At 70.4% G+C, this 19,597-nt stretch carries 17 protein-coding genes; 7 read left to right on the top strand and 10 right to left on the bottom strand.

Annotation, left to right across the window (positions count from 1 at the left end; genetic code table 11):
• Positions 1-7 precede the first annotated feature (7 nt).
• From D3A59_RS17985 to D3A59_RS17965, 5 genes are read right to left on the bottom strand one after another with little or no spacing between them, the layout of a single operon-like run.
• Positions 8-1,726 carry a polysaccharide biosynthesis/export family protein gene (locus tag D3A59_RS17985; RefSeq protein WP_119156706.1) on the bottom strand — a complete coding sequence of 573 codons (1,719 nt, stop codon included), beginning with the start codon at positions 1,724-1,726 and terminating at the stop codon, positions 8-10.
• Between the two features lie 5 nt (positions 1,727-1,731).
• Positions 1,732-2,835 (bottom strand): KpsE/RkpR family capsule polysaccharide export protein, encoded by a 1,104-nt coding sequence (locus tag D3A59_RS17980; RefSeq protein ID WP_119156705.1) that lies wholly within the window; start codon positions 2,833-2,835, stop codon positions 1,732-1,734.
• Positions 2,832-3,506: an ABC transporter ATP-binding protein gene (locus D3A59_RS17975; RefSeq protein WP_119156704.1), complete on the bottom strand. Its 675-nt coding sequence runs from the start codon at positions 3,504-3,506 to the stop codon at positions 2,832-2,834. The genes D3A59_RS17980 and D3A59_RS17975 overlap by 4 nt, the downstream gene beginning before the upstream one ends.
• A 12-nt stretch (positions 3,507-3,518) precedes the next feature.
• Positions 3,519-4,331, bottom strand: coding sequence for an ABC transporter permease (locus D3A59_RS17970; RefSeq protein ID WP_119156717.1), 813 nt, complete (start codon positions 4,329-4,331; stop codon positions 3,519-3,521).
• Positions 4,332-4,346: 15 nt separating this feature from the next.
• The gene (locus D3A59_RS17965) at positions 4,347-5,333 is read right to left on the bottom strand and encodes a KpsF/GutQ family sugar-phosphate isomerase (protein ID WP_119156703.1); all 987 of its coding nucleotides are present in this window, start codon (positions 5,331-5,333) and stop codon (positions 4,347-4,349) included.
• Positions 5,334-5,806: 473 nt separating this feature from the next.
• Between D3A59_RS17965 and pyrE the strand changes: the two genes are divergently transcribed.
• Positions 5,807-6,511 (top strand): orotate phosphoribosyltransferase, encoded by a 705-nt coding sequence (gene pyrE / locus D3A59_RS17960; protein WP_119156716.1) that lies wholly within the window; start codon positions 5,807-5,809, stop codon positions 6,509-6,511.
• Entirely contained in the window at positions 6,511-7,200 is a 690-nt protein-coding gene (locus D3A59_RS17955; RefSeq protein ID WP_119156702.1) for a DUF4124 domain-containing protein, read from the top strand. Before pyrE ends, D3A59_RS17955 begins: the two co-directional genes overlap by 1 nt.
• A gap of 84 nt (positions 7,201-7,284) precedes the next feature.
• Here D3A59_RS17955 and gatB read toward each other — a convergent pair whose 3' ends face one another.
• The 3 genes from gatB to gatC are packed head-to-tail and all read right to left on the bottom strand — an operon-like array spanning position 7,285 to position 10,542.
• Positions 7,285-8,739 carry an Asp-tRNA(Asn)/Glu-tRNA(Gln) amidotransferase subunit GatB gene (gene gatB, locus D3A59_RS17950; protein WP_119156701.1) on the bottom strand — a complete coding sequence of 485 codons (1,455 nt, stop codon included), beginning with the start codon at positions 8,737-8,739 and terminating at the stop codon, positions 7,285-7,287.
• 1 nt (position 8,740) lies between these two features.
• On the bottom strand, positions 8,741-10,246 hold the full coding sequence (gene gatA / locus D3A59_RS17945; protein WP_119156700.1) for an Asp-tRNA(Asn)/Glu-tRNA(Gln) amidotransferase subunit GatA: 1,506 nt from the start codon (positions 10,244-10,246) through the stop codon (positions 8,741-8,743).
• Positions 10,243-10,542, bottom strand: coding sequence for an Asp-tRNA(Asn)/Glu-tRNA(Gln) amidotransferase subunit GatC (gatC, locus tag D3A59_RS17940; RefSeq protein ID WP_119156699.1), 300 nt, complete (start codon positions 10,540-10,542; stop codon positions 10,243-10,245). Before gatC ends, gatA begins: the two co-directional genes overlap by 4 nt.
• 277 nt (positions 10,543-10,819) lie before the next feature.
• Here gatC and D3A59_RS17935 point away from each other — a divergent pair, with 277 nt between their 5' ends.
• From D3A59_RS17935 to rodA, 5 genes are all read left to right on the top strand, one after another.
• The gene (locus D3A59_RS17935) at positions 10,820-11,863 is read left to right on the top strand and encodes a rod shape-determining protein (RefSeq protein WP_119156698.1); all 1,044 of its coding nucleotides are present in this window, start codon (positions 10,820-10,822) and stop codon (positions 11,861-11,863) included.
• A gap of 64 nt (positions 11,864-11,927) precedes the next feature.
• Entirely contained in the window at positions 11,928-12,842 is a 915-nt protein-coding gene (mreC, locus tag D3A59_RS17930; protein WP_119156697.1) for a rod shape-determining protein MreC, read from the top strand.
• Positions 12,839-13,357, top strand: coding sequence for a rod shape-determining protein MreD (gene mreD, locus D3A59_RS17925; RefSeq protein WP_119156696.1), 519 nt, complete (start codon positions 12,839-12,841; stop codon positions 13,355-13,357). Before mreC ends, mreD begins: the two co-directional genes overlap by 4 nt.
• A 103-nt stretch (positions 13,358-13,460) precedes the next feature.
• Positions 13,461-15,575, top strand: a complete 2,115-nt coding sequence (gene mrdA / locus D3A59_RS17920; protein ID WP_119156695.1) for a penicillin-binding protein 2 — start codon at positions 13,461-13,463, stop codon at positions 15,573-15,575.
• Complete coding sequence (gene rodA / locus D3A59_RS17915) at positions 15,572-16,726, top strand: rod shape-determining protein RodA (RefSeq protein WP_119156694.1); 1,155 nt, start codon at positions 15,572-15,574, stop codon at positions 16,724-16,726. The genes mrdA and rodA overlap by 4 nt, the downstream gene beginning before the upstream one ends.
• On the opposite strand, the gene D3A59_RS17910 is transcribed toward rodA, so the two are convergent.
• A complete protein-coding gene (locus D3A59_RS17910) occupies positions 16,713-17,810 on the bottom strand; it encodes a patatin-like phospholipase family protein (RefSeq protein WP_170162361.1) in 1,098 nt (365 codons plus the stop codon). The two genes, rodA and D3A59_RS17910, sit on opposite strands and share 14 nt — an antisense overlap.
• Before the next feature lie 228 nt (positions 17,811-18,038).
• Complete coding sequence (locus D3A59_RS17905; protein ID WP_119156693.1) at positions 18,039-19,571, bottom strand: sensor histidine kinase; 1,533 nt, start codon at positions 19,569-19,571, stop codon at positions 18,039-18,041.
• Between the last annotated feature and the right edge of the window lie 26 nt (positions 19,572-19,597).

Genomic DNA, 19,597 nt, shown 5'->3' with positions numbered 1-19,597 from the left:
GGCATCCTCAAAGTCCTAGCAGCACTTTCGCGGCGATCGCGATCTGGTAGACGATCTGCGTGAGGCCACGCGCAACCTCGACGCTCTTGGTGTCGATCCTCGGCATCACGATGATCTCGTCGCCTGGCAGCAGGCGCGCATCCGCGCCGCTCGCCACGCTGCCGTCCTGGCGCATCACCACCACGCGAGCGTTGTCCGCCTTCTGGGTGTAGCCGCCGGCCTGGCGCACGTAGTCCGCGACGCGGGCGCGCTCGTCGTACACCAGTGCATTGGGCAGCACCACCTCGCCGCTGATCAGCACCAGGTTGCTGCGCTCGGGCACGCGGATCACGTCGCCGTCCTCGAGCAGCGTCTCCGATGCGCTGCCGCCCTGTGACAGCACGACCTGCCCGCGGGGCTGCACACTGCGGGCCCGCTCCACGAACTGCATGATCAGCTCGGCCTCGCGGTTGCGCAGCGCAGCCTCCTCGCTGGTTGAGGATCGTCCGGTGAGCGCATAGGTCTCCAGCGAGCGCAGCGACGTGTTGAGCATCTCCTTCTGCCGCTCGGCCACCGAGCGGCGGAAGAGCTGCACCGAAGCGAGGTTGGCCTGCGGCGCGGGCTTGAGCCGCTCCAGCGCCTGACGCAGCGTGGCGCCGTAGGGCAGGACCACCGTGCGCTCGCCGAGATGGGCTCCCTCCAGGCGCACAAGGATGGTGCCAGGGAATTTGTCGGCGGTGAAGGAGACCTCGTCGCCGTTCTCGATCGTGACGCGGGCCGCGTCGGACAGGGGGTGGTACTCGCTGCGGCGCTCGGCGCCGACCTTGCGCACGATGCTCATGTGCGTTGCCGCGGGCCGCGGGCGCGCCATCGCCAGCAGCTCGGTTCCACTGAGGCTGGCCTTGCCGAACTCGAAGACGTAGGGGTTCTGCACCTCGCCGCTCACGCGCACGGTGGACTGCTGCGCGGCGACAACGATGGTGTCGCCGTCTTGCAACTGCAGCGGCTCGATCCGCCCCTCCAGCAGGAAGCGGTAGAGATTGAACTGGCCGCGGCTGCGCCCGCCGCGCAGCACGTCCACCGCGAGGTAGCTGCCGCGGTCGGGGTCGATGCCGCCAGCGCGGTCGAGGTAGTGCAGCACTGAGTCGGACGACAGACCGCCGTAGAGTCCGGGCGCGCGCACAAAGCCGGTGACGTAGACCTTGACCGGCTGGGCCGCCTCGAGTGAAGCGTAAAGGCCCACGTTGGAGCGGAAGGTGCGCTTGACCTGCACCTCGACGTGGCGGTGAAGGTCGGCATTTCGCACGCCGAGCACGTTCACCGGCCCGACATTTGGAATGAAGATGTTGCCCTGCGCATCGACCGGCTGCGTGCCGTCGAAGGTGAAGGCGCCCCACATCCGCACGCTGACGCGGTCGCCCACCGAGATCTGGTGGTCGGGGTTGTAGCCGCTGAAGGTCTCGCTGCTGAAGCGCCCGATGAAGATCTGAGAGCCGAACATCAGCGGACGCGCCGAAGTCGCCGGATCGGGCGGCAGGACGCTCGGGGCGGGGCTCGCAGACGACGCGGCCGCGGGCGGCGGGACCGCGCTGCGTGCCGGGGACGGAGCGGCAGCGGGCTGCGCGGCGAGGCCGCGAAGACCGGCGTCGGGCAGCTCGAGGCCGGCGAACTGCGCCTGCGCGGCGCCTGCGAGCGCGAGGAGCAGGGCTGCGAGCGGCGGCGCGGGACGGAAGGAGGGGAGGATCATGAGGCTCAGTCCTGGTGGTCCCGGATCGTTGCGACAGCCAGTTGCACCACGCTGTAGAGCATTGCGCACACGACCAGCAGGGTGGCAAAGTGGTAGAGGCGACGCGGGTGGTCAGCGGTTTCGGCGAGCGAGGGCGGCTCGATCACCGCCACGCTCTTGAGCTTGCGGGTCGCGTCGATGCGTGCGTTCTCCACTGCGGAGAGCGCGAGCTTGTAGGCGTCCTGCGCGAAGCCCGCCTGCAGCTGCAGATCCTGGAACTCGGCCGCCTGGGCATTGAGACGCTGGCTCCTGCGCGCGTCGGTGGTGCGCAGCTGCTCCGACTGGAGCTGGCCGCGCAACGAGGCGATGCGGTTGCGCAGAGCGGCGACCTGCAGCGAATCATCGTTGAGGTAGGTGAGCGCGTTCTTGAGCTCGGCTTCCTGCCGCGAGAGTTCGCCCTGCAGCTGCGCGCTCAGCGCTTCGGCGGCCTGCGCCTGGGCGGTAGGGTCGAGCACACGGTGGACATTCTGGAAGGCGAGCAGCCTCGCCTTGGCCTGCTGCAGCTTCTCGCCCGCCCGCAGCAGCTCGGTCTCGGCGAAGGACATCTGCTCGCGCGCCATCTGGTGCGACAGCGCGTTCACGAACTTCTCGCTCTCCTCCAGGATCGCCGCATTGAGCTGCCGCGCGAAGCCGGGCTCGAAGCCCTGCACGCGGATGCTGAGCAGGCCGGACAGGTCGTCGAGCCCCACCTCGACGCGGCTGCGGTAGTACTCGAGGAACCACTCCTGGCTGGTGCCGGGGAAGAGCCGGTAGAACGGGTCCAGCGTCTGGCCCTCGTAGTGCAGGCGCAGCTGCAGCCGGGCATCGAGCTTGCGGAGCAGATCGAGCGAGTGGATGTAGCGCTGGAGGTAGAGCGTGTCCTCGCGCGACGGCGGCGTGATCCCGGCCAGCAGCAGCGCGGCGCCGGGCACCTGGCTGGCGGACTGGTTGGCCTGGCGCACGGTAACGACGGACTCGCTGACGTAGCGGTCTGCGGCGAAGAAGGTGAAGTAGGCCGCCCCGAGCACGAGGGGCAGACCGATCAGCGCCGCCTGGAGGCGGCGCGGCGTGAGCTTGGAGAGGAACTTCATCGGCGGGCGGGAGGGAGGAGGCCCTGGTAGGCGGCGATGCCTGCCTGGATGTCGGTGTAGAGGACCACGCTGCCCTGATCGACCAGCACCACGACGTCGCAGTACTCTCTGATGTCGCTCATGTTGTGGGAGACGAGGATCATGTGGGCGTTGTGCATGCGCTCCTTGAAGGCCGCCTTGCTCTTCTGCTTGAACTGGGCGTCCCCGACCGCCATCACCTCGTCGATCAGGTAGTAGTCGAAGTCGAAGGCCAGGCTGAGCCCGAAGGCCACGCGCGAGCGCATGCCCGAGGAGTAGGACTTCATCGGCAGGTCGAAGTACTCGCCGATCTCGGCGAACTCCTCGACGAAGCGCACCTTCTCGCGCAGTTGCGCCCCGGTGGCCCCGTAGACGTGGCAGACGAAGCGCACGTTGTCGCGCGCGCTCAGCGAGCCCTGGAAGCCCCCGGACAGGCCGACCGGCCAGGAGATACGCACATCGGTCGCAACCTCGCCGCGGTCAGGCGTGTCGATGCCGCCGAGCAGCCGCATCAGGGTGGACTTGCCGGCGCCGTTGCGCCCCATGAGCCCGATGCTCGCGCCCTCCGGAAAGCTGAAGTCGAGGTCACGGAAGACGTAGCGACGCCCGTGCTTTGTCGGGTAGGACTTGGTGAGCTGGCGCAGTTCGATCATGGCGGCCTCCCCTCAGCTCGTGGCGAGCAGCCGTTCGCGGCGCACTCGGTAGAGGCTCAGGCCCAACAGCGCGCAGGGCAGCGTCACGCCGGCGGCGAACCAGGCACTGATGCCGGGCAGCACGTGGTACTGCGGGAAGAAGCAGCCGCGCGACAACTCGATCAGGTGGAGCACCGGGTTCCACAGCAGCCAGGGCCGCAGGTCGGCGGGTACCGCGTGCACCGGGAAGAGCACGCCGGAAACGAAGTACAGCGGCATGAAGGCCAGCTGGATGAAGGTGCCCAGCCGCGGCATGGCATGCGTGGCCACGGCGAACACCAGCCCGAGCGACATGCCCAACAGCACCAGCAGCGCGCTGACGGCAAGCAGCTCCAGCGGCCGAGTCGGAATGAAGCGCAGGCCGAGCCAGCCCAGCAACAGCAGCGTGAGGACGTAGACGGTGCCGTAGATGCACAGCTCGAGCAGCGCCCGCGAGACGAGCGTGTCCATCGGCTTGACCTGACGGTAGCTGAAGAGTCCCCGGTTGGACTCGATGGCGCCCATCAGGCGCAGCGACAGGTTCTTGAAGATGAAGAAGGGCAGCAAGCCGGTGGCGAGGAAAACCGGATAGTCGATGCCCGAAGGCATCGTGTGGCGCATGAAGCCGAAGACCGCCAGCATCACCAGCACGTGCGCCAGTGGCTCGAAGACGACCCACAGCATGCCGAGCCAGCGGCCGCCGAAGCGCGTCTTGAGCTCGCGCTGGAACAGCGCGAAGACCACCGCGCGCTGGATCTGCCAGGGTGTCCTCTTCGCGCACCCAAGGCCCTGCGGGAACTGCTGCACCGGAAGCACGATCGTTCAGGCCGCCACGTCGAATATCTTCACCACGCCGCTCGGCGCGCCGGTGGTGTCCAGCGCGATCAGCGCGGTGATCTGGCGCGACTCCATCAGCGCCTCGGCGTCGCTGAACATCGCATCCTCGGCAATCGTGACCGGGCGCGAGGACATGATGTCGCGCGCCGCGAGCGAGCGGATGTCGTCGTGCGCCTCCATCGCGCGGCGCAGGTCGCCGTCGGTGATGACGCCGGCGAGCGTGCCGGCCGCGGACTGCACCGCGACGATGCCCAGGCGGCCCCGCGTGATCGCGGAGACGATTTCCTTGAACGAGGCCTCGGGCGCCACGCTCGGCAGCGGCCGGTGCATCACGTCGCGCACCCGCGTCAGCAGCTTGCGCCCGAGCGAGCCGCCGGGATGGAAGCGCGCGAAGTCGTGCGGCTGGAAGCCGCGGATCTGGATCAGCGCCACCGCCAGCGCGTCGCCCATCGCGAGCGTCGCCGTCGTCGAGGTGGTCGGCGCGAGGTTGTTCGGGCAGGCTTCCTTGGCCACGCCCACGTCGAGCGTGACCTTCGCATGCCGCGCGAGCGTGGAGTTCGCGCCCCCGGTGAGCGCGATGATCGGCGCCTCGACATGCTGCAGGTAGGGCAGCAGCTTGAGGACCTCCTCGGTCTCGCCGCTGTAGGAGATCAGGACCACGACATCGTCGCTACGGATCATGCCGAGGTCGCCGTGGAAGGCCTCGCCGGGATGGACGAAGAAGCTCGGCGTGCCGGTGGAGGCGAAGGTCGCGGCGATCTTGCGGCCGATGATGCCGGACTTGCCCATGCCGCAGATGATCACGCGGCCGCGGGCCGAGAGGATCAGGTCGACCGCGGCCGCCACCTCGCGCCCGAGCCGATCGGCGATCGCGAGCAGCGCGGCCGCCTGGTCCCTGAACACCTGTGCGGCGATGCCAACGCTGTCGGAAGGAAGAACAGGACCGCGGCGGGTCGGAAGAGGGGTGGGCATCGGCATTCCAAGGACTGCAAGGCAGGGGCGTCCGCCAAGGCGGGCGCCACAAGCTGCGGGGTTGAACGCTGCGCCGGGCTCCTGAAATGCGGTCGCTCGCGATCGCGGCACGCAGGGACCTCGGCACGAGGCAGGGGAGCACGGCAGGACGCCTGGCAGCGCGCCCCCGGGAACGAGGGGACGCATACCCGGCCCCGGGTGCGGCACATCCGCCGCACACTGCCGTACTCCGGTAGTGCGGCGCATTTTATGGGACAGCGTTTACAAGTAGGTGTGAAATGCAACACTGGTAAACGCACAACGACGTGAGTACACGCTTGTCGTCCGGACATTGAATTCCGATTGCCGGGATGATGCCGGCCTGTGAACGCCCGGGAGGTGCGCTCTTTCCCCGACGATCGCGCGCCTCCCTCTCCTACAATCACGCATCACCCCGCGAGTGGGGGCTCCGCTTGCAGTACGACCGCTTCCGCATGACTTCCACACCCTCCTCCGCAGGCGCCGCGGCACGGCCCGACGCCCCCCTCGCCCAGGACTTCGTCCGTTTCGCGGTCGACACCGGCGTGCTGCGCTTCGGCGAGTTCAAGACCAAGGCCGGGCGGCTGTCGCCCTACTTCTTCAATGCCGGGCTGTTCAACGACGGCGCGAGCCTCGGGCGCCTCGCCGAGTTCTACGCGAAGCGGCTGCTCGCCTCGGGCATCGAGTTCGACATGCTGTTCGGCCCCGCCTACAAGGGCATCACGCTCGCGTCGGCAGTCGCGGTCGAGCTCGCGCGCCAGGGCCGCAACGTGCCCTACGCCTACAACCGCAAGGAGGCCAAGGACCACGGCGAAGGCGGCACGCTCGTCGGCGCGCCGGTGCGCGGCCGCGTGCTGATCATCGACGACGTGATCTCGGCCGGCACCTCGGTGAAGGAGTCGATCGCGATGATCCGCGCCGCGGGCGCCACGCCCTGCGGCGTCGCGATCGCGCTCGACCGCCAGGAGAAGGCCACCGCCGAGGACGGCAGCGACGCGCCCTGGTCGGCGGTGCAGTGGGTGCGCCAGCAGCTCGGCCTGCAGGTCTGCGCGATCGCCACGCTCGGCGACCTGCTCGCCTACCTGCAGAGCAACGCCGACGGCGCGCTCGCCGCGCACTTCCCGGGCGTGGCGGCCTACCGCGACCGCTACGGCGTCTGATGCCGCGCCGCTCGCGCCTGAACGAGGTCCTGCTGGTCGCCGGCGGCCTGCTCGCGCCGCTTGCCGCCCTCGCGGGCAGCGGCTCCAGCGCCACCGGGATCTACACCTGCGTCGACACGCAGGGCCGCCGCCACACCTCCGACCGGCCCATCCTCGAATGCCTGGACCGCGAGCAGCGCGTGCTCAACCGCGACGGCTCGACGCGCCAGCTGATCGGCCCGAGCATGACGGCAGAGGAGCGCGCCGCCGCCGAGGCGCGCGAACGCCAGCGCCAGGCCGAGCGGACGCAGCAGCTCGAGGCCGGCCGGCGCGACCGCATGCTGTTGACGCGCTACCCGGCCGAGCCCGATCACCAGAAGGCGCGCGAGACGGCGCTGAGCGTGGTGCGCGACTCGATCCGCAACTCCGAGCAGCGCATCACCGAGCTCGCGCGCGAACGCCAGCCGCTGCTGAGCGAGAGCGAGTTCTACCGCGGCAAGCCGCTGCCACCGAAGCTGCGCCAGGCGCTGGAGTTCAACGACGTCGCCACCGAGGCGCACAAGTCGCTGATCGAGAACCAGCAGGCCGAGCTCGAGCGCATCAATGCGCTGTTCGACCGGGAACTGCTGCGGCTGCGGCCGCTGTGGGCCGGCGCGAAGCCCGGCGCGGCAGGTGCCGAGGCCGCGACGGCGGCACAGGTGCGCAAGTAAGGCCGGCCGAGAGAGAGCGGACGCGCATGGAAAAGGGGCCCCGTCGGGGCCCCTGCGGCTTCTCGGCGCGCGGCCCGGGGCCGCTCACTGCTGCAGCTTGCGCCGCAGCAGCTCGTTGACCTGCGCCGGGTTCGCCTTGCCCTTGGTGGCCTTCATCGCCTGGCCCACCAGCGCGTTGAAGGCCTTCTCCTTGCCGGCGCGGAACTCCTCGACCGACTTCGCGTTGGCCGCGAGCACCTCGTCGAGGATCGCCTCGAGCGCGCCGGTGTCGCTCATCTGCTTCAGGCCCCGGGCCTCGATCAGCGCGTCGACGTCCGTGCCCTCGCCCGTCCACAGCGCGTCGAACACCTGGCGCGCGCCGTTGTTCGAGATCGTGCCGTCCTGGATGCGCGAGATCAGCTTCGCGAGCGTCGCGGCGTCCACCGGGCTCGCGTCGATGCCGCGGCCCTCGGCGTTGAGGCGGCGCGAGACCTCGCCCATCAGCCAGTTCGCGACCAGCTTCGGCTGCCCGCAGGCGCTGCGCGCGGCCTCGTAGAAGCGCGCGAACGCGAGGCTCTGCGTCATCATCGATGCGTCGTAGGCGGGCAGCCCGTCCTCGCGCTGGAATCTCTCGGCCATCACGCCCGGCAGCTCGGGCATGCCGCCCTTCACGCGCTCCACCCACTCGGGCGCGATCAACAGCGGCGGCAGGTCCGGGTCGGGGAAGTAGCGGTAGTCGTGCGCGTCCTCCTTGGTGCGCATCGCGCGCGTCTCGCCGGTGTCCGGGTTGAACAGCACGGTCGCCTGCTGGATCTCGAAGCCGTCCTCGATCCGGTCGATCTGCCAGTTGATCTCGTAGTCGATCGCCTGCTGCAGGAATCTGAAACTGTTGAGGTTCTTGATCTCGCGGCGCGTGCCGAACGGGTCGCCGGGGCGGCGCACCGAGACGTTGGCGTCGCAGCGGAAGCTCCCCTCCTGCATGTTGCCGTCGCAGATGCCGAGCCAGACCACCAGCGCATGCAGCGCGCGCGCGTACTCGACCGCCTCGGCGGAGGAACGCATGTCGGGCTCGGAGACGATCTCCAGCAGCGGCGTGCCGGCGCGGTTCAGGTCGATGCCGGTGAGCCCGTGGTAGTCCTCGTGCAGGCTCTTGCCGGCGTCCTCCTCGAGGTGCGCACGCGTCAGGCGCACCTCGTGGCGCGCGTCGCCGACGTAGAACTCGATCGAGCCGCCCTGCACCACCGGGATCTCGTACTGGCTGATCTGGTAGCCCTTGGGCAGGTCGGGGTAGAAGTAGTTCTTGCGCGCGAAGATCGACAGCGGCGCGACATGCGCGCCGACCGCGAGCCCGAAGCGGATCGCGCGCTCGACCGCGCCGCGGTTCATCACCGGCAGCGTCCCCGGCAGCGCGAGGTCCACGGCCGAGGCCTGCGTGTTGGGCGCCGCGCCGAAGGCGGTCGAGGAGCCCGAGAAGATCTTCGACTGCGTCGAGAGCTGCGCGTGGGTCTCCAGGCCGATCACGACCTCCCAGCCGCGCACCAGTTTGGATTGCGTGGTCATCTCAATAGCCCTGTGGCGTGCGGAGGTGGAAGTCGGTGACCTGCTGGAAGGCGTGCGCGGCGTGCAGCAGCGCGCCTTCCTGCCAGTAGTTGCCGATCAGCTGCAGGCCGACCGGCATGCCGCCCTCGCCGAAGCCGGCCGGCACGCTCATGCCGGGCAGGCCCGCCAAGCTCGCCGGCAGCGTGAAGATGTCGGCCAGGTACTCCGTGACCGGGTCGTGCTGCGAGCCGATCGCTCGCGCCACCGACGGCGCCACCGGGCCGGCGATCAGGTCGCACTGGGCGAAGGCCGATTGAAAATCGTCGGCGATCATGCGGCGCAGCTTCTGCGCCTGCAGATAGTAGGCGTCGTAGTAGCCGTGGCTCAGCACGTAGGTGCCGATCATGATGCGGCGTTTCACTTCCTCGCCGAAGCCCTCGCTGCGCGACTTGCGGTACATGTCGGCGAGGTCGCGGTAGTCCTTCGCGCGGTGGCCGTAGCGCACGCCGTCGAAGCGGCTGAGGTTGGAGCTCGCCTCTGCCGGGGCGATGATGTAGTAGACGGGGATCGACAGCTCGGTGCGCGGCAGCGACACGTCCACGAGCGTCGCGCCGAGCTTCTCGTACTCCGCCAGCGCCGCGCGCACCGCGGCGAGCACGTCGGGGGCCGCGCCCTCGCCGAAGAACTCCCGCGGCAAGCCGATGCGCAGGCCGGCGAGCGGCTTTTCGGCCGTCGCTCCTTCTCGGCGGGTGTTCAGCGCCGCCACATAGTCGTCCACCGGGCGCTCCGCGGAGGTCGAGTCGCGCTCGTCGAAGCCGCTCATCGCCTGCAGCAGCAGCGCGCAGTCCTCGGCCGACTGGGCCATCGGGCCGGCCTGGTCGAGGCTCGACGCGAAGGCGATCATGCCGTAGCGCGAGCAGCGGCCGTAGGTCGGCTTGATGCCGGTGATGCCGGTCAAGGCGGCCGGCTGGCGCACCGAGCCGCCGGTGTCGGTGCCGGTGGCGGCCGGCACCAGGCGCGCGGCCACCGCCGCGGCCGAGCCGCCCGAGGAGCCGCCGGTGATGCGGCCGCTGTCCCAGGGGTTGCGCGCGGCGCCCCAGGCCGAGTTCTCGTTGCTGCCGCCCATCGCGAACTCGTCGCAGTTGAGCTTGCCCAGGGTCACCATGCCGGCGCCGCCCGGGCCGAAGCCGAGCCGGTCGACGACGGTGGCGTTGAAGGGGCTGCGGTAGCCCTCGAGCATCCTCGACGCGGCGGTGCTCGGGAAGTCGGTGGTGACAAAGATGTCCTTGTGCGCGAGCGGCACGCCGGTGAGCACCCCGCCCTCGCCGCGCGCGCGCCGCGCGTCGGCCTCGCGCGCCTGCGCCAGCGCCACGTCCGCGTCGCTGCACAGGAAGGCACCGAGCGCCTGGTGCTGCGCGACGCGCGCGAGGAACTGCTGCGTCAGCTCGACGCTGGAGACGCGGCCTTCGGCGAGCTCGCGCGACAGCTGCGCGACGCCCATGTGGTGCAGGTCGGTCGTGCGGCTCATTCGATCACCTTCGGCACGAGGAACAGGCCGTCCTCGACGGCCGGGGCGCTGCGCTGGTTGAGCTCGCGCTGGTTGCTTTCGGTCACGCGGTCCTCGCGCAGGCGCAAGGACACCTGCTGCACCGCCGACAGCGGCGTGTACAGCGGCTCGACGCCGCTGGTGTCGACGGCGCGCATCTGCTCGACGAGGGTGAAGAAGCCGTTGAGCTGGGCCAGCATCGCCGCCTGCTCTTCGTCTGGAAGTTCCAGCCGGGCCAGCTGCGCGATCCGGCGGACGTCTTGAGGTGTCAGGGCCATGAAAAATGCTGCGGTTTTGAAGCCTCCCCGAACGGTGGGAAGCGAGTCCGATCGGGTATTATCACTGGTTATCCACAGGCGGCTCCGAGCTGCGCTGCGCCCCCGGGGCGTGCTGCAAGCCGAGGCCGCTTTTGTGCTGGAAAGGCCCCATACAGCCTGCCCGCCTGTGCGGGCGCGGCCACTACAAGGGCATGCGGATACCTCCGGAAACAACATCCGCCGGTGGCGCGCACGAGCTCGGCAGCTCGGGCGTGCGGCCGGCCCCGAAAAACGCAACATGTTCGAATCCTTTCGTCGCTATTTCTCGACGGACCTCGCCATCGACCTCGGCACCGCGAACACCCTGATCTACGTGCGCGGCAAGGGCATCGTGCTTGACGAGCCCTCGGTGGTCTCGATCCGTCACGAGGGCGGCCCGCATGGCAAGAAGACCATCCAGGCGGTGGGCGCCGAGGCCAAGGCCATGCTCGGCAAGGTGCCGGGCAACATCGAGGCCATCCGCCCGATGAAGGACGGCGTGATCGCCGACTTCACGGTCACCGAGCAGATGCTCAAGCAGTTCATCAAGATGGTGCACCCGCGCTCGATGATGAAGCCGAGCCCGCGCATCATCATCTGCGTGCCCTGCGGCTCGACCCAGGTCGAGCGTCGCGCGATCCGCGAGTCCGCGCTCGGCGCGGGCGCGAGCGAGGTGTACCTGATCGAGGAGCCGATGGCCGCCGCGATCGGCGCCGGGCTGCCGGTGTCGGAGGCCTCCGGCTCGATGGTGGTGGACATCGGCGGCGGCACCACCGAGGTCGGCGTCATCGCGCTCGGCGGCATGGTCTACAAGGGCAGCGTGCGCGTCGGCGGCGACAAGTTCGACGAGGCGATCATCAACTACATCCGCCGCAACTACGGCATGCTCATCGGCGAGCCCACTGCGGAGATGATCAAGAAGGAGATCGGCAGCGCCTTCCCCGGCTCCGAGGTCAAGGAGATGGAGGTCAAGGGCCGCAACCTCTCCGAGGGCGTGCCGCGCAGCTTCACGATCTCGTCCAACGAGATCCTGGAAGCGCTCACCGACCCGCTCAACCAGATCGTGTCGGCCGTGAAGAACGCGCTCGAGCAGACGCCGCCGGAGCTCGGCGCGGACATCGCCGAGCGCGGCATGATGCTCACCGGCGGCGGCGCGCTGCTGCGCGACCTCGACCGGCTGCTGGCCGAGGAAACGGGGCTGCCGGTGCTCGTCGCCGAGGACCCGCTGACCTGCGTGGTGCGCGGCTGCGGCATGGCGCTCGAGCGCATGGAGCGCCTGGGCTCCATCTTCACGTCCGAGTGAGTCGTGCCGCCGGCGGCGCGCGCCGCCGCGGCCGCCCCCGCCACCGCGCTGCGCAGTAGTATCCATGCCACTCGGCACCCTGGACCGGACCCCGCCGCCCTTCTTCAAGCAGGGGCCGTCGGCGCTCACGCGGCTGATGTTCTTCGCCGCGCTGGCCTTCTTCCTGATGGTGGCCGACGCGCGCCTGCACGTGACCGACCCGCTGCGCGCGGCCGTCTCGCTGGTGCTGCACCCGCTGCAGCAGACGCTGCTGGTGCCGGTGGTGGCGGTGCGCAACGGCCTGAGCTACCTCGAGGGGCTCGACGCCGCACGAGCGGCCGAGGCCGCGGCGCTGCAGCGGCTGGCCGAGCAGTCGGCACGCGCGGCGCGCACCGAGCAGCTCGCGCAGGAGAACGCGCAGCTGCGTGCGCTGCTGGGCCTGCGCCCCGCGGTGCGCACCGAGTCGCAGGTCGCCGAGGTGCTCTACGACGTGCCCGATCCCTACACGCGGCGCGTGCTGATCGACCGCGGCAGCCAGCATGAGGTGCAGCCCGGCTCGCCGGTGATCGACGACACCGGCGTGCTCGGCCAGGTCACGCGCGTGTTCCCGCTGTCGTCGGAGGTGACGCTGCTGACCGACAAGGACGCCGCCATTCCCGTGCTCAACACCCGCACCCAGGTGCGCGGCGCCGCTTACGGGGCGGCGGGCGGCGGCGGGCTGATGGAGCTGCGCTTCGTCGCCGCGAGCGCCGACGTGCAGCAGGGCGACCTGCTGTCGACCTCGGGCGTCGACGGCGTCTACCCGCCCGGGCTCGGCGTCGCGCGGGTGCTGAAGGTGGAGCGGCGCGCCGACAGCGCCTTCGCGAAGGTGCTGCTCACGCCGCTGGGCAATCCCGACAAGGCGCGCCACGTGCTGGTGCTGCACCCGGTCGGCATGCAGCTGCCGCCGCCCGAGCCCGCGCCGGCCGCGGCGGCCGGCGCCAAGGGAGCCCAGCGATGATGCCGCGCGGCTCCGACCAGCTGCTGCTGCCGGTCAACCCCGTCTACCTCTGGTTCTCGCTGCTGGTCGCGCTGGCGTGCAACGTGCTGCCGATCGGCCGCACGCCGTGGCAGCCGGACCTGCTCGCGCTGACGCTCGTGTTCTGGAACGTGCACCAGCCGCGCCGCGTCGGCGTGGGCACCGCCTTCGTGTTCGGGCTGCTGATGGACGTGCACGACGGCGCGCTGCTCGGCCAGCACGCCCTCGCCTACACGCTGCTGTCGTATTTCGCGATCACGGTGCACCGCCGGCTGCTGTGGTTCCCGGTGCCGGCGCAGGCTCTGCAGATCATGCCGCTGTTCTTCGCCGCGCACGCGGTGACGGTGCTGATCCGGCTCGTCGCCGGCGGCGTCTTCCCCGGATGGAACCTCTGGCTCGCGCCACTGTTCGAAGCCTTGCTCTGGCCGGTGGCGAGCTGGGTGCTGCTCGCGCCGCAGCGCCGCCCGCCCGACCCGGACGAGAACCGGCCGCTCTGAGCCGCCGGACTCCGCGATGAATTCCCGCCCGGTCGCCGCTTCCGTCCCCCGCGCGGCACGGCCCGGGGCCTGAAGAGAACCCTTGCCGGGACCCCGCAACGCAATGACCGAACTGAAGAACGTCGAGCAGGAGCTGTCGCGCTTTCGCGCGCGGCTGCTGTTCGCCGCCGCGATGGTGCTGGTGTGCTTCGGCCTGGTGGCGGCTCGGCTGGTGTGGCTGCAGGTGGTGCGCCACGACGAGCTGTCCACGCGCGCCGAGAACAACCGCATCACCGTGGTGCCCACGGTGCCCAACCGCGGCCAGATCGTCGACCGCAACGGCGTGGTGCTCGCCACGAACTACTCGGCCTACACGCTCGAGCTCACGCCGTCGAAGATCCAGGACCTCGAGGGCACGATCGACGCGCTCGCCGCGATCGTGCAGATCGAGCCGCGCGACCGCCGCCGCTTCAAGCGCCTGCGCGAGGAGTCCAAGAGCTTCGAGTCGCTGCCGATCCGCAGCCGGCTCACCGACGAGGAGGTGGCGCGCTTCACCGCGCAGCGCTATCGCTTCCCCGGCGTCGAGATCAAGGCGCGGCTGTTCCGCAACTACCCCTTCGGCGAGGTCGGCGCGCACGTGATCGGCTACATCGGGCGCATCAACCAGAAGGAGAAGGAAGCGATCGAGGAGTGGCCGGAGGAGGACCAGGCCAACTACCGCGGCACCGAGCACATCGGCAAGCTCGGCATCGAGCAGAAGTACGAGCGCGAGCTGCACGGCACGACCGGCTTCGAGGAGGTCGAGACCAGCGCCAGCGGCCGCGCGGTGCGGCTGCTGCGCTCGGGGCCCGCGACCAGCGGCCACACGGTGCGGCTGTCGATCGACATCAAGCTGCAGGCGATGGTCGAGGAGCTGTTCGGCGAGCGGCGCGGCGCGCTCGTCGCGATCGAGCCCGCCACCGGCGAGGTGCTCGCCTTCGTCAGCAAGCCGAGCTTCGACCCGAACCTGTTCGTCGACGGCATCGACGTCGAGAACTGGCGCGAGCTCAACGAGTCGATCCACAAGCCGCTGCTCAACCGCGCGCTCAAGGGGACCTACCCGCCGGGCTCGACCTACAAGCCCTTCATGGCGATCGCCGCGCTCAACTCCGGCAAGCGTACGGCGAACCAGGCCATCCTCGACAACGGCACCTTCGTGTTCGGCAACCACCGCTTCCGCAGCCACGGCGACGGGGGCCTGGGCATGGTGGACCTGCACCGCTCGATCGTGAAGTCGAGCAACGTCTACTACTACCAGCTCGCCAACGAGATGGGCGTGGACCTGATCCACGACCAGCTCTCGCCCTTCGGCTTCGGCCGCAGGACCGGCATCGACCTCGAGGGCGAGGCCACCGGCGTGCTGCCCTCCACCGAGTGGAAGCGCCGCACCTACAAGCGCCCCGAGCAGAAGAAGTGGTACGCGGGCGAGACGATCTCGCTCGGCATCGGGCAGGGCTACAACCACTTCACGATGCTGCAGCTCGCCAGCGCCACCGCCACGCTCGCCGCGGGCGGGCAGCGCTTCGAGCCGCGCCTGGTGCGCGAGGTCGAGGACGCGGTCACGCGCGAGCGCCGCCGCGTGTCCTCGCAGCAGCTCGCGCCGCTCGCGCTCAAGCCCGAGCACGTGCAGGCGGTGCTGCGCGCGATGCACGGCGTCACGCAGGAGGGCACCTCCACCCGCGTGTTCGCGGGCGCCGGCTACGCGAGCGGCGGCAAGACCGGCACCGCGCAGGCGGTGACGATCCGCCAGAACGAGAAGTACAACGCCTCGCGCCTGGCCGAGTTCCAGCGCGACCACTCGCTCTACCACGCCTTCGCGCCGCTGGACGACCCGAAGATCGCCGTCGCGGTGATCGTGGAGAACGCCGGTTTCGGCGCCCAGGCGGCAGCCCCGATCGTGCGCCGCGTGCTGGACTACTGGCTGATGGGCCTCTACCCGAACGAGGAGGACATCGCGCTGACGCAGAAGGGCCTGTCGAGCGCGCCGGTGGGCAAGCCGCGGCTGGCCGCCGAGGTGCCGCTGCCGGCGGCCGAGGCCGCGGTGCCCGGCACCGGCGCGTCGGCACCGGCGCCGGTCGCCCCGCCGGCGGCGCCCGCCCCCGCCCCGCGTGTTCCCGTCCCTTCCCCCGCGCCTTCCGCGCCCGCTGCCGCCCCGGCGGCCGCGGCGGCGCTGCCGCGCGCCTCAGGAGTCGAACCATGAGCCGTGCCTTCGAGCGGCCCTCGCCGTGGCAGCGGCTGCGCCCCGTGTTCCAGGGCTTCGACGGCCCGCTCGTGCTGGCGCTGCTGCTGCTGGCCGGCATCGGCCTCGTGACGATGTACTCGGTCGGCTACGACCACGGCACGCGCTTCATGGACCACGGCCGCAACATGCTGCTGGGCCTCATCGTGCTGTTCGTGGTCGCGCAGGTCCCGCCGCAGCGCCTGATGCAGCTCGCCGTGCCGCTGTACGTGGCGGGCGTGCTGCTGCTGGTCGCCACCGCGCTATTCGGCATCACGAAGAAGGGCGCGACGCGCTGGCTCAACGTCGGCCTCGTGATCCAGCCGAGCGAGATCCTCAAGATCGCGATGCCGCTGATGCTCGCGTGGTGGTTCCAGAAGCGCGAGGGGATGCTGCGCGTGCCGGACTTCCTGATCGCCGGCCTGATCCTCGCGGTGCCGGTCGGCCTGATCATGAAGCAGCCCGACCTCGGCACCTCGCTGCTGGTGATGGCCTCGGGCCTCTACGTGATCTTCTTCGCGGGCCTGAGCTGGCGGCTGATCCTGCCGGTGCTCGGGCTCGCCGCGGCGGGCATCACCGCGCTCGTCGTCAGCGCCGACGCGATCTGCCAGCCGGGCGTGCAATGGCCCGTCCTGCACGAGTACCAGCGCGGGCGGGTCTGCACGCTGCTCGACCCGACCAAGGACCCGCTCGGCAAGGGCTTCCACATCATCCAGGGCATGATCGCGATCGGCTCGGGCGGCTGGACCGGCAAGGGCTTCATGCAGGGCACGCAGACGCACCTCGAGTTCATCCCGGAGCGCACCACCGACTTCATCTTCTCGGCCTACTCCGAGGAGTTCGGCCTCGCCGGCAACATCGCGCTGCTCTTCTGCTTCCTGTTCCTGATCTTCCGCGGGCTGATGGTCGCCTCGGAGGCGCCGACGCTGTTCACGCGGCTGCTGGCCGGCGCGATGACGCTCAACGTCTTCACCTACGCCTTCGTCAACATGGGCATGGTCAGCGGCATCCTGCCCGTGGTAGGCGTGCCGCTGCCCTTCGTCAGCTACGGCGGCACCGCGATGGTCACGCTCGGCCTCGGCCTCGGCATCCTGATGTCGATCGCCAAGAGCCGGCGCTTCATGCAGAGCTGAGGCAGGCGGGCGGGAGCAGGAACTCGCGCCGGATGTCGAGGCTCGAGCGCCGGCCCACGTCGCGCTTGCAGCGCTCGATCCAGCGCTGCGCCGCGGCGCGGCCGAGCGCGAAGAGCTGCCCGATGAAGGCCGCGTCGGTGTTGAACTTGCTCGACGCGTTGAAGGGCGCGAGCCCCTCGTCGTCGGCCACCATGTGCAGCCGCAGCGCCCGGCACGCACCGCCCGGCTGCTCGCGCAGCAGGCGCGACACCGCCTCGATCGCGCGCATCTCGGCCAGCAGCCCGGCGTTGAAGGTGATCTCGCCGAGCCGCTCGAGGATCTCGGTGCTGCGTGTCGGCGTCGCGTCGCGCCGCAGCGGATTGATCTTCACCAGCAGCACGTCGCGCCCCTCGCCGCCCTGCAGCAGCGGGAAGATCGCCGGGTTGCCGCTGTAGCCGCCGTCCCAGTAGGGCTCGCCCTCGATCTCGACGGCCTGGAACATCATCGGCAGGCAGGCCGACGCCAGCAGCGCGTCGACGCCCAGCTCCCCGCCGCTGAACACCCGCGCCTGGCCCGTGCGCACCGCGGTCGCGGTGACGAACAGCCGCAGCGGCAGGCCGTCGTCGTCCGCGCCGCGCCGCTCGTGGCAGTGGCGCAGCACCTCCTCGTCGACATGGCGCTGCACCATGTCGCGCAGCGGATTGAGGTTCAGCGGGTTGAACTCGTAGGGACTGAAGGTGCGCAGGAAGTTGCCGATCCAGCGGTAGCTCGCGAGCCGGTCGAAGTTGAAGTTGTCCGCCGCCGCACGGCTCTGGCTCAGTGCGAAGGGCGAGAAGACCTGCGCGCCGGCACTCACGTCCTGCCAGAAGCGCCGCAGCGCCTCGCGCGCCCCGGCCCGGCCGCCGCGCACCAGCCCGGTGGCCAGCACCGCGGCGTTGAGCGCGCCGGCGCTCGTGCCGGAGACGCCGCCGATGGCGAAGTCCTCGTCCTCCAGCAGCCGGTCGAGCACGCCCCAGGTGAAGGCGCCGTGCGAACCTCCCCCCTGCAGCGCCAGGTCCAGCCGCAGCGGTGCTCCCACCCAATCGAGTCCGTTCAATCCGTTCATCTGCGAAGCTCCCAGGTTCTTCGAACGCGTGCCGCATCGCACCCCATGCACGGCGGCCGCTTTTTTGTGCAGTGCAACATAAGTGCCTGCCCGGGAGACCCCTTCAGATCGGGGGGTGGTGGCGGATTACGGGTTGACGCCGCAAAGATGAAGGAAGAAGGCGGCGGAAAGCGCTTTTCCACGTCACGAGTGAGCCGGTGCCGGTCGCGGCCGGTGTACCGCTGCTCCTCAGGGATGTACTTCCTGCGCGGTGCTGCCCGGCTCCGGCCCCGTCGTCTGCTCGGTGGCGGCGGGCGCCGGCGGGATGGCGGGGAAGCGGACGGTGATGCGCGTGCCGGGGCCGCCGGCCTCGCCGGGGCCGGCACTGCCGCGCGGCTGCGCATCGTCGATGCTCACCTCGGCGCCATGCTGCTGCGCGATCTCCCGCACGATCGCCAGCCCCAGCCCTGAGCCGTCCACCTCGGTGCCGAGCGCGCGGTAGAAGGGCTGGAACACGAGTTCGCGCTCGGCGACGGGAATGCCGGGGCCGGAATCCTCGACCTCGAGCACCGCCACCTGCCCGAAGGGATCGTCGAGCACGCGCACCGTGACGGTGCCGCCGTCCGGGGTGTACTGCACCGCGTTGTCGACGAGGTTGCGGATCAGCTCCTTGATCAGCAGCGGGTTGCCGAGCACGCGCGCCGGCGCCGGGCCGTCGCCGGCCTCGGGGCCCTCGTAGCCGAGGTCGATGCGCTTGTCGAGCGCGCGCGGCACGAAGTCGCGCACCGCGTCGGTGGCCAGGCGCGTCAGCCCCACCTCGTGGCGGCGCGGCGCCTGGCCCTGGTTCTCGGCACGCGCCAGCGACAGCAGCTGGTTGACCATGTGCGCGGCGCGCTGGCTCGAGCGCGCGATCTGGCGCAGCGATTTTTTCAGCTCCTGCGGGTCGCGCTGGCCGGCGTCGATCTCGCGCTGCGCGAGCTCGGCCTGCATGCGCAGCCCGGCCAGCGGCGTCTTGAGCTGGTGCGCGGCGTCGGCGAGGAAGTGCTTCTGCGTCTTGATCGACTGGTCCAGCCGCGACAGCAGATCGTTGATCGAGCTCACCAGCGGCGCGACCTCCTCGGGCGCGTCGCGCTCGTCGATCGGGCTCAGGTCGTCGCTGGCGCGCCGCCGGATGCGCTCCTGCAGCTCCGACAGCGGCGCGATGCCGCGCGCGAGCGCCAGCCACACCAGCAGCACCGCCAGCGGCAGGATCACGAACTGCGGCAAGATCACGCCCTTGATGATCTCGGTGGCCAGCCGCGAGCGCTTGCCCAGCGTCTCGGCCACCTGCACCAGCGCCGGCGAGCGGCCTTCGCCGCCGCTGACCTGCACCCAGGTGTAGGCCACGCGCACCGGCTCCTCGCGCACCGTGTCGTCGCGGAAGCGCAGCTCGCCGGTCATGACCTTCTCGTCGGCCGGGGGCACCGGCAGGTCCTCGTCGCCGCTGATGAACTCGCCGCGCGTGCCGAGCACCTGGAAATACACCTCGTCGGCCTCGTCGGCCTTCATGAACTGCGTCGCCGAGTAGTGCAGCCGGAAGCTCATGCGGTCCGGCGCCACCGCCACCTGCTCCGACAGCACCCGCGCGGTCTCGCCGAGCGAGCGGTCGAAGGGCTTGCCGGCGATGTTCTGCGCCACCAGCCAGGTCAGCGCGACGCTCATCGGCCACAGCAGCAGCAGCGGCGCGAGCATCCAGTCGAGGATCTCGCCGAACAGCGAGCGCTGTTCGCGCGGGCGCGTCATCGCCTCACCCGCGGGAAGGCGGGTCG

It is taken from the genome of Caldimonas tepidiphila (genome assembly GCF_003569765.1).
Taxonomy (GTDB): Bacteria; Pseudomonadota; Gammaproteobacteria; order Burkholderiales; family Burkholderiaceae_C; genus Caldimonas; species Caldimonas tepidiphila.
This window is presented reverse-complemented; position numbering and strand designations above follow the sequence as displayed.

Excerpts from the sequence above, each read along its gene's own strand:
- D3A59_RS17935 (WP_119156698.1), top strand. The coding sequence starts at position 10,820 with ATGTTCGAATCCTTTCGTCGCTATTTCTCGACGGACCTCGCCATCGAC.
- D3A59_RS17985 (WP_119156706.1), bottom strand. The coding sequence starts at position 1,726 with ATGATCCTCCCCTCCTTCCGTCCCGCGCCGCCGCTCGCAGCCCTGCTC.
- D3A59_RS17910 (WP_170162361.1), bottom strand. The coding sequence starts at position 17,810 with ATGAACGGATTGAACGGACTCGATTGGGTGGGAGCACCGCTGCGGCTG.
- D3A59_RS17980 (WP_119156705.1), bottom strand. The coding sequence starts at position 2,835 with ATGAAGTTCCTCTCCAAGCTCACGCCGCGCCGCCTCCAGGCGGCGCTG.
- pyrE (WP_119156716.1), top strand. The coding sequence starts at position 5,807 with ATGACTTCCACACCCTCCTCCGCAGGCGCCGCGGCACGGCCCGACGCC.
- D3A59_RS17955 (WP_119156702.1), top strand. The coding sequence starts at position 6,511 with ATGCCGCGCCGCTCGCGCCTGAACGAGGTCCTGCTGGTCGCCGGCGGC.
- mrdA (WP_119156695.1), top strand. The coding sequence starts at position 13,461 with ATGACCGAACTGAAGAACGTCGAGCAGGAGCTGTCGCGCTTTCGCGCG.
- D3A59_RS17975 (WP_119156704.1), bottom strand. The coding sequence starts at position 3,506 with ATGATCGAACTGCGCCAGCTCACCAAGTCCTACCCGACAAAGCACGGG.
- gatB (WP_119156701.1), bottom strand. The coding sequence starts at position 8,739 with ATGACCACGCAATCCAAACTGGTGCGCGGCTGGGAGGTCGTGATCGGC.
- gatA (WP_119156700.1), bottom strand. The coding sequence starts at position 10,246 with ATGAGCCGCACGACCGACCTGCACCACATGGGCGTCGCGCAGCTGTCG.
- D3A59_RS17965 (WP_119156703.1), bottom strand. The coding sequence starts at position 5,333 with ATGCCCACCCCTCTTCCGACCCGCCGCGGTCCTGTTCTTCCTTCCGAC.
- D3A59_RS17905 (WP_119156693.1), bottom strand. The coding sequence starts at position 19,571 with ATGACGCGCCCGCGCGAACAGCGCTCGCTGTTCGGCGAGATCCTCGAC.
- rodA (WP_119156694.1), top strand. The coding sequence starts at position 15,572 with ATGAGCCGTGCCTTCGAGCGGCCCTCGCCGTGGCAGCGGCTGCGCCCC.
- mreD (WP_119156696.1), top strand. The coding sequence starts at position 12,839 with ATGATGCCGCGCGGCTCCGACCAGCTGCTGCTGCCGGTCAACCCCGTC.
- gatC (WP_119156699.1), bottom strand. The coding sequence starts at position 10,542 with ATGGCCCTGACACCTCAAGACGTCCGCCGGATCGCGCAGCTGGCCCGG.
- mreC (WP_119156697.1), top strand. The coding sequence starts at position 11,928 with ATGCCACTCGGCACCCTGGACCGGACCCCGCCGCCCTTCTTCAAGCAG.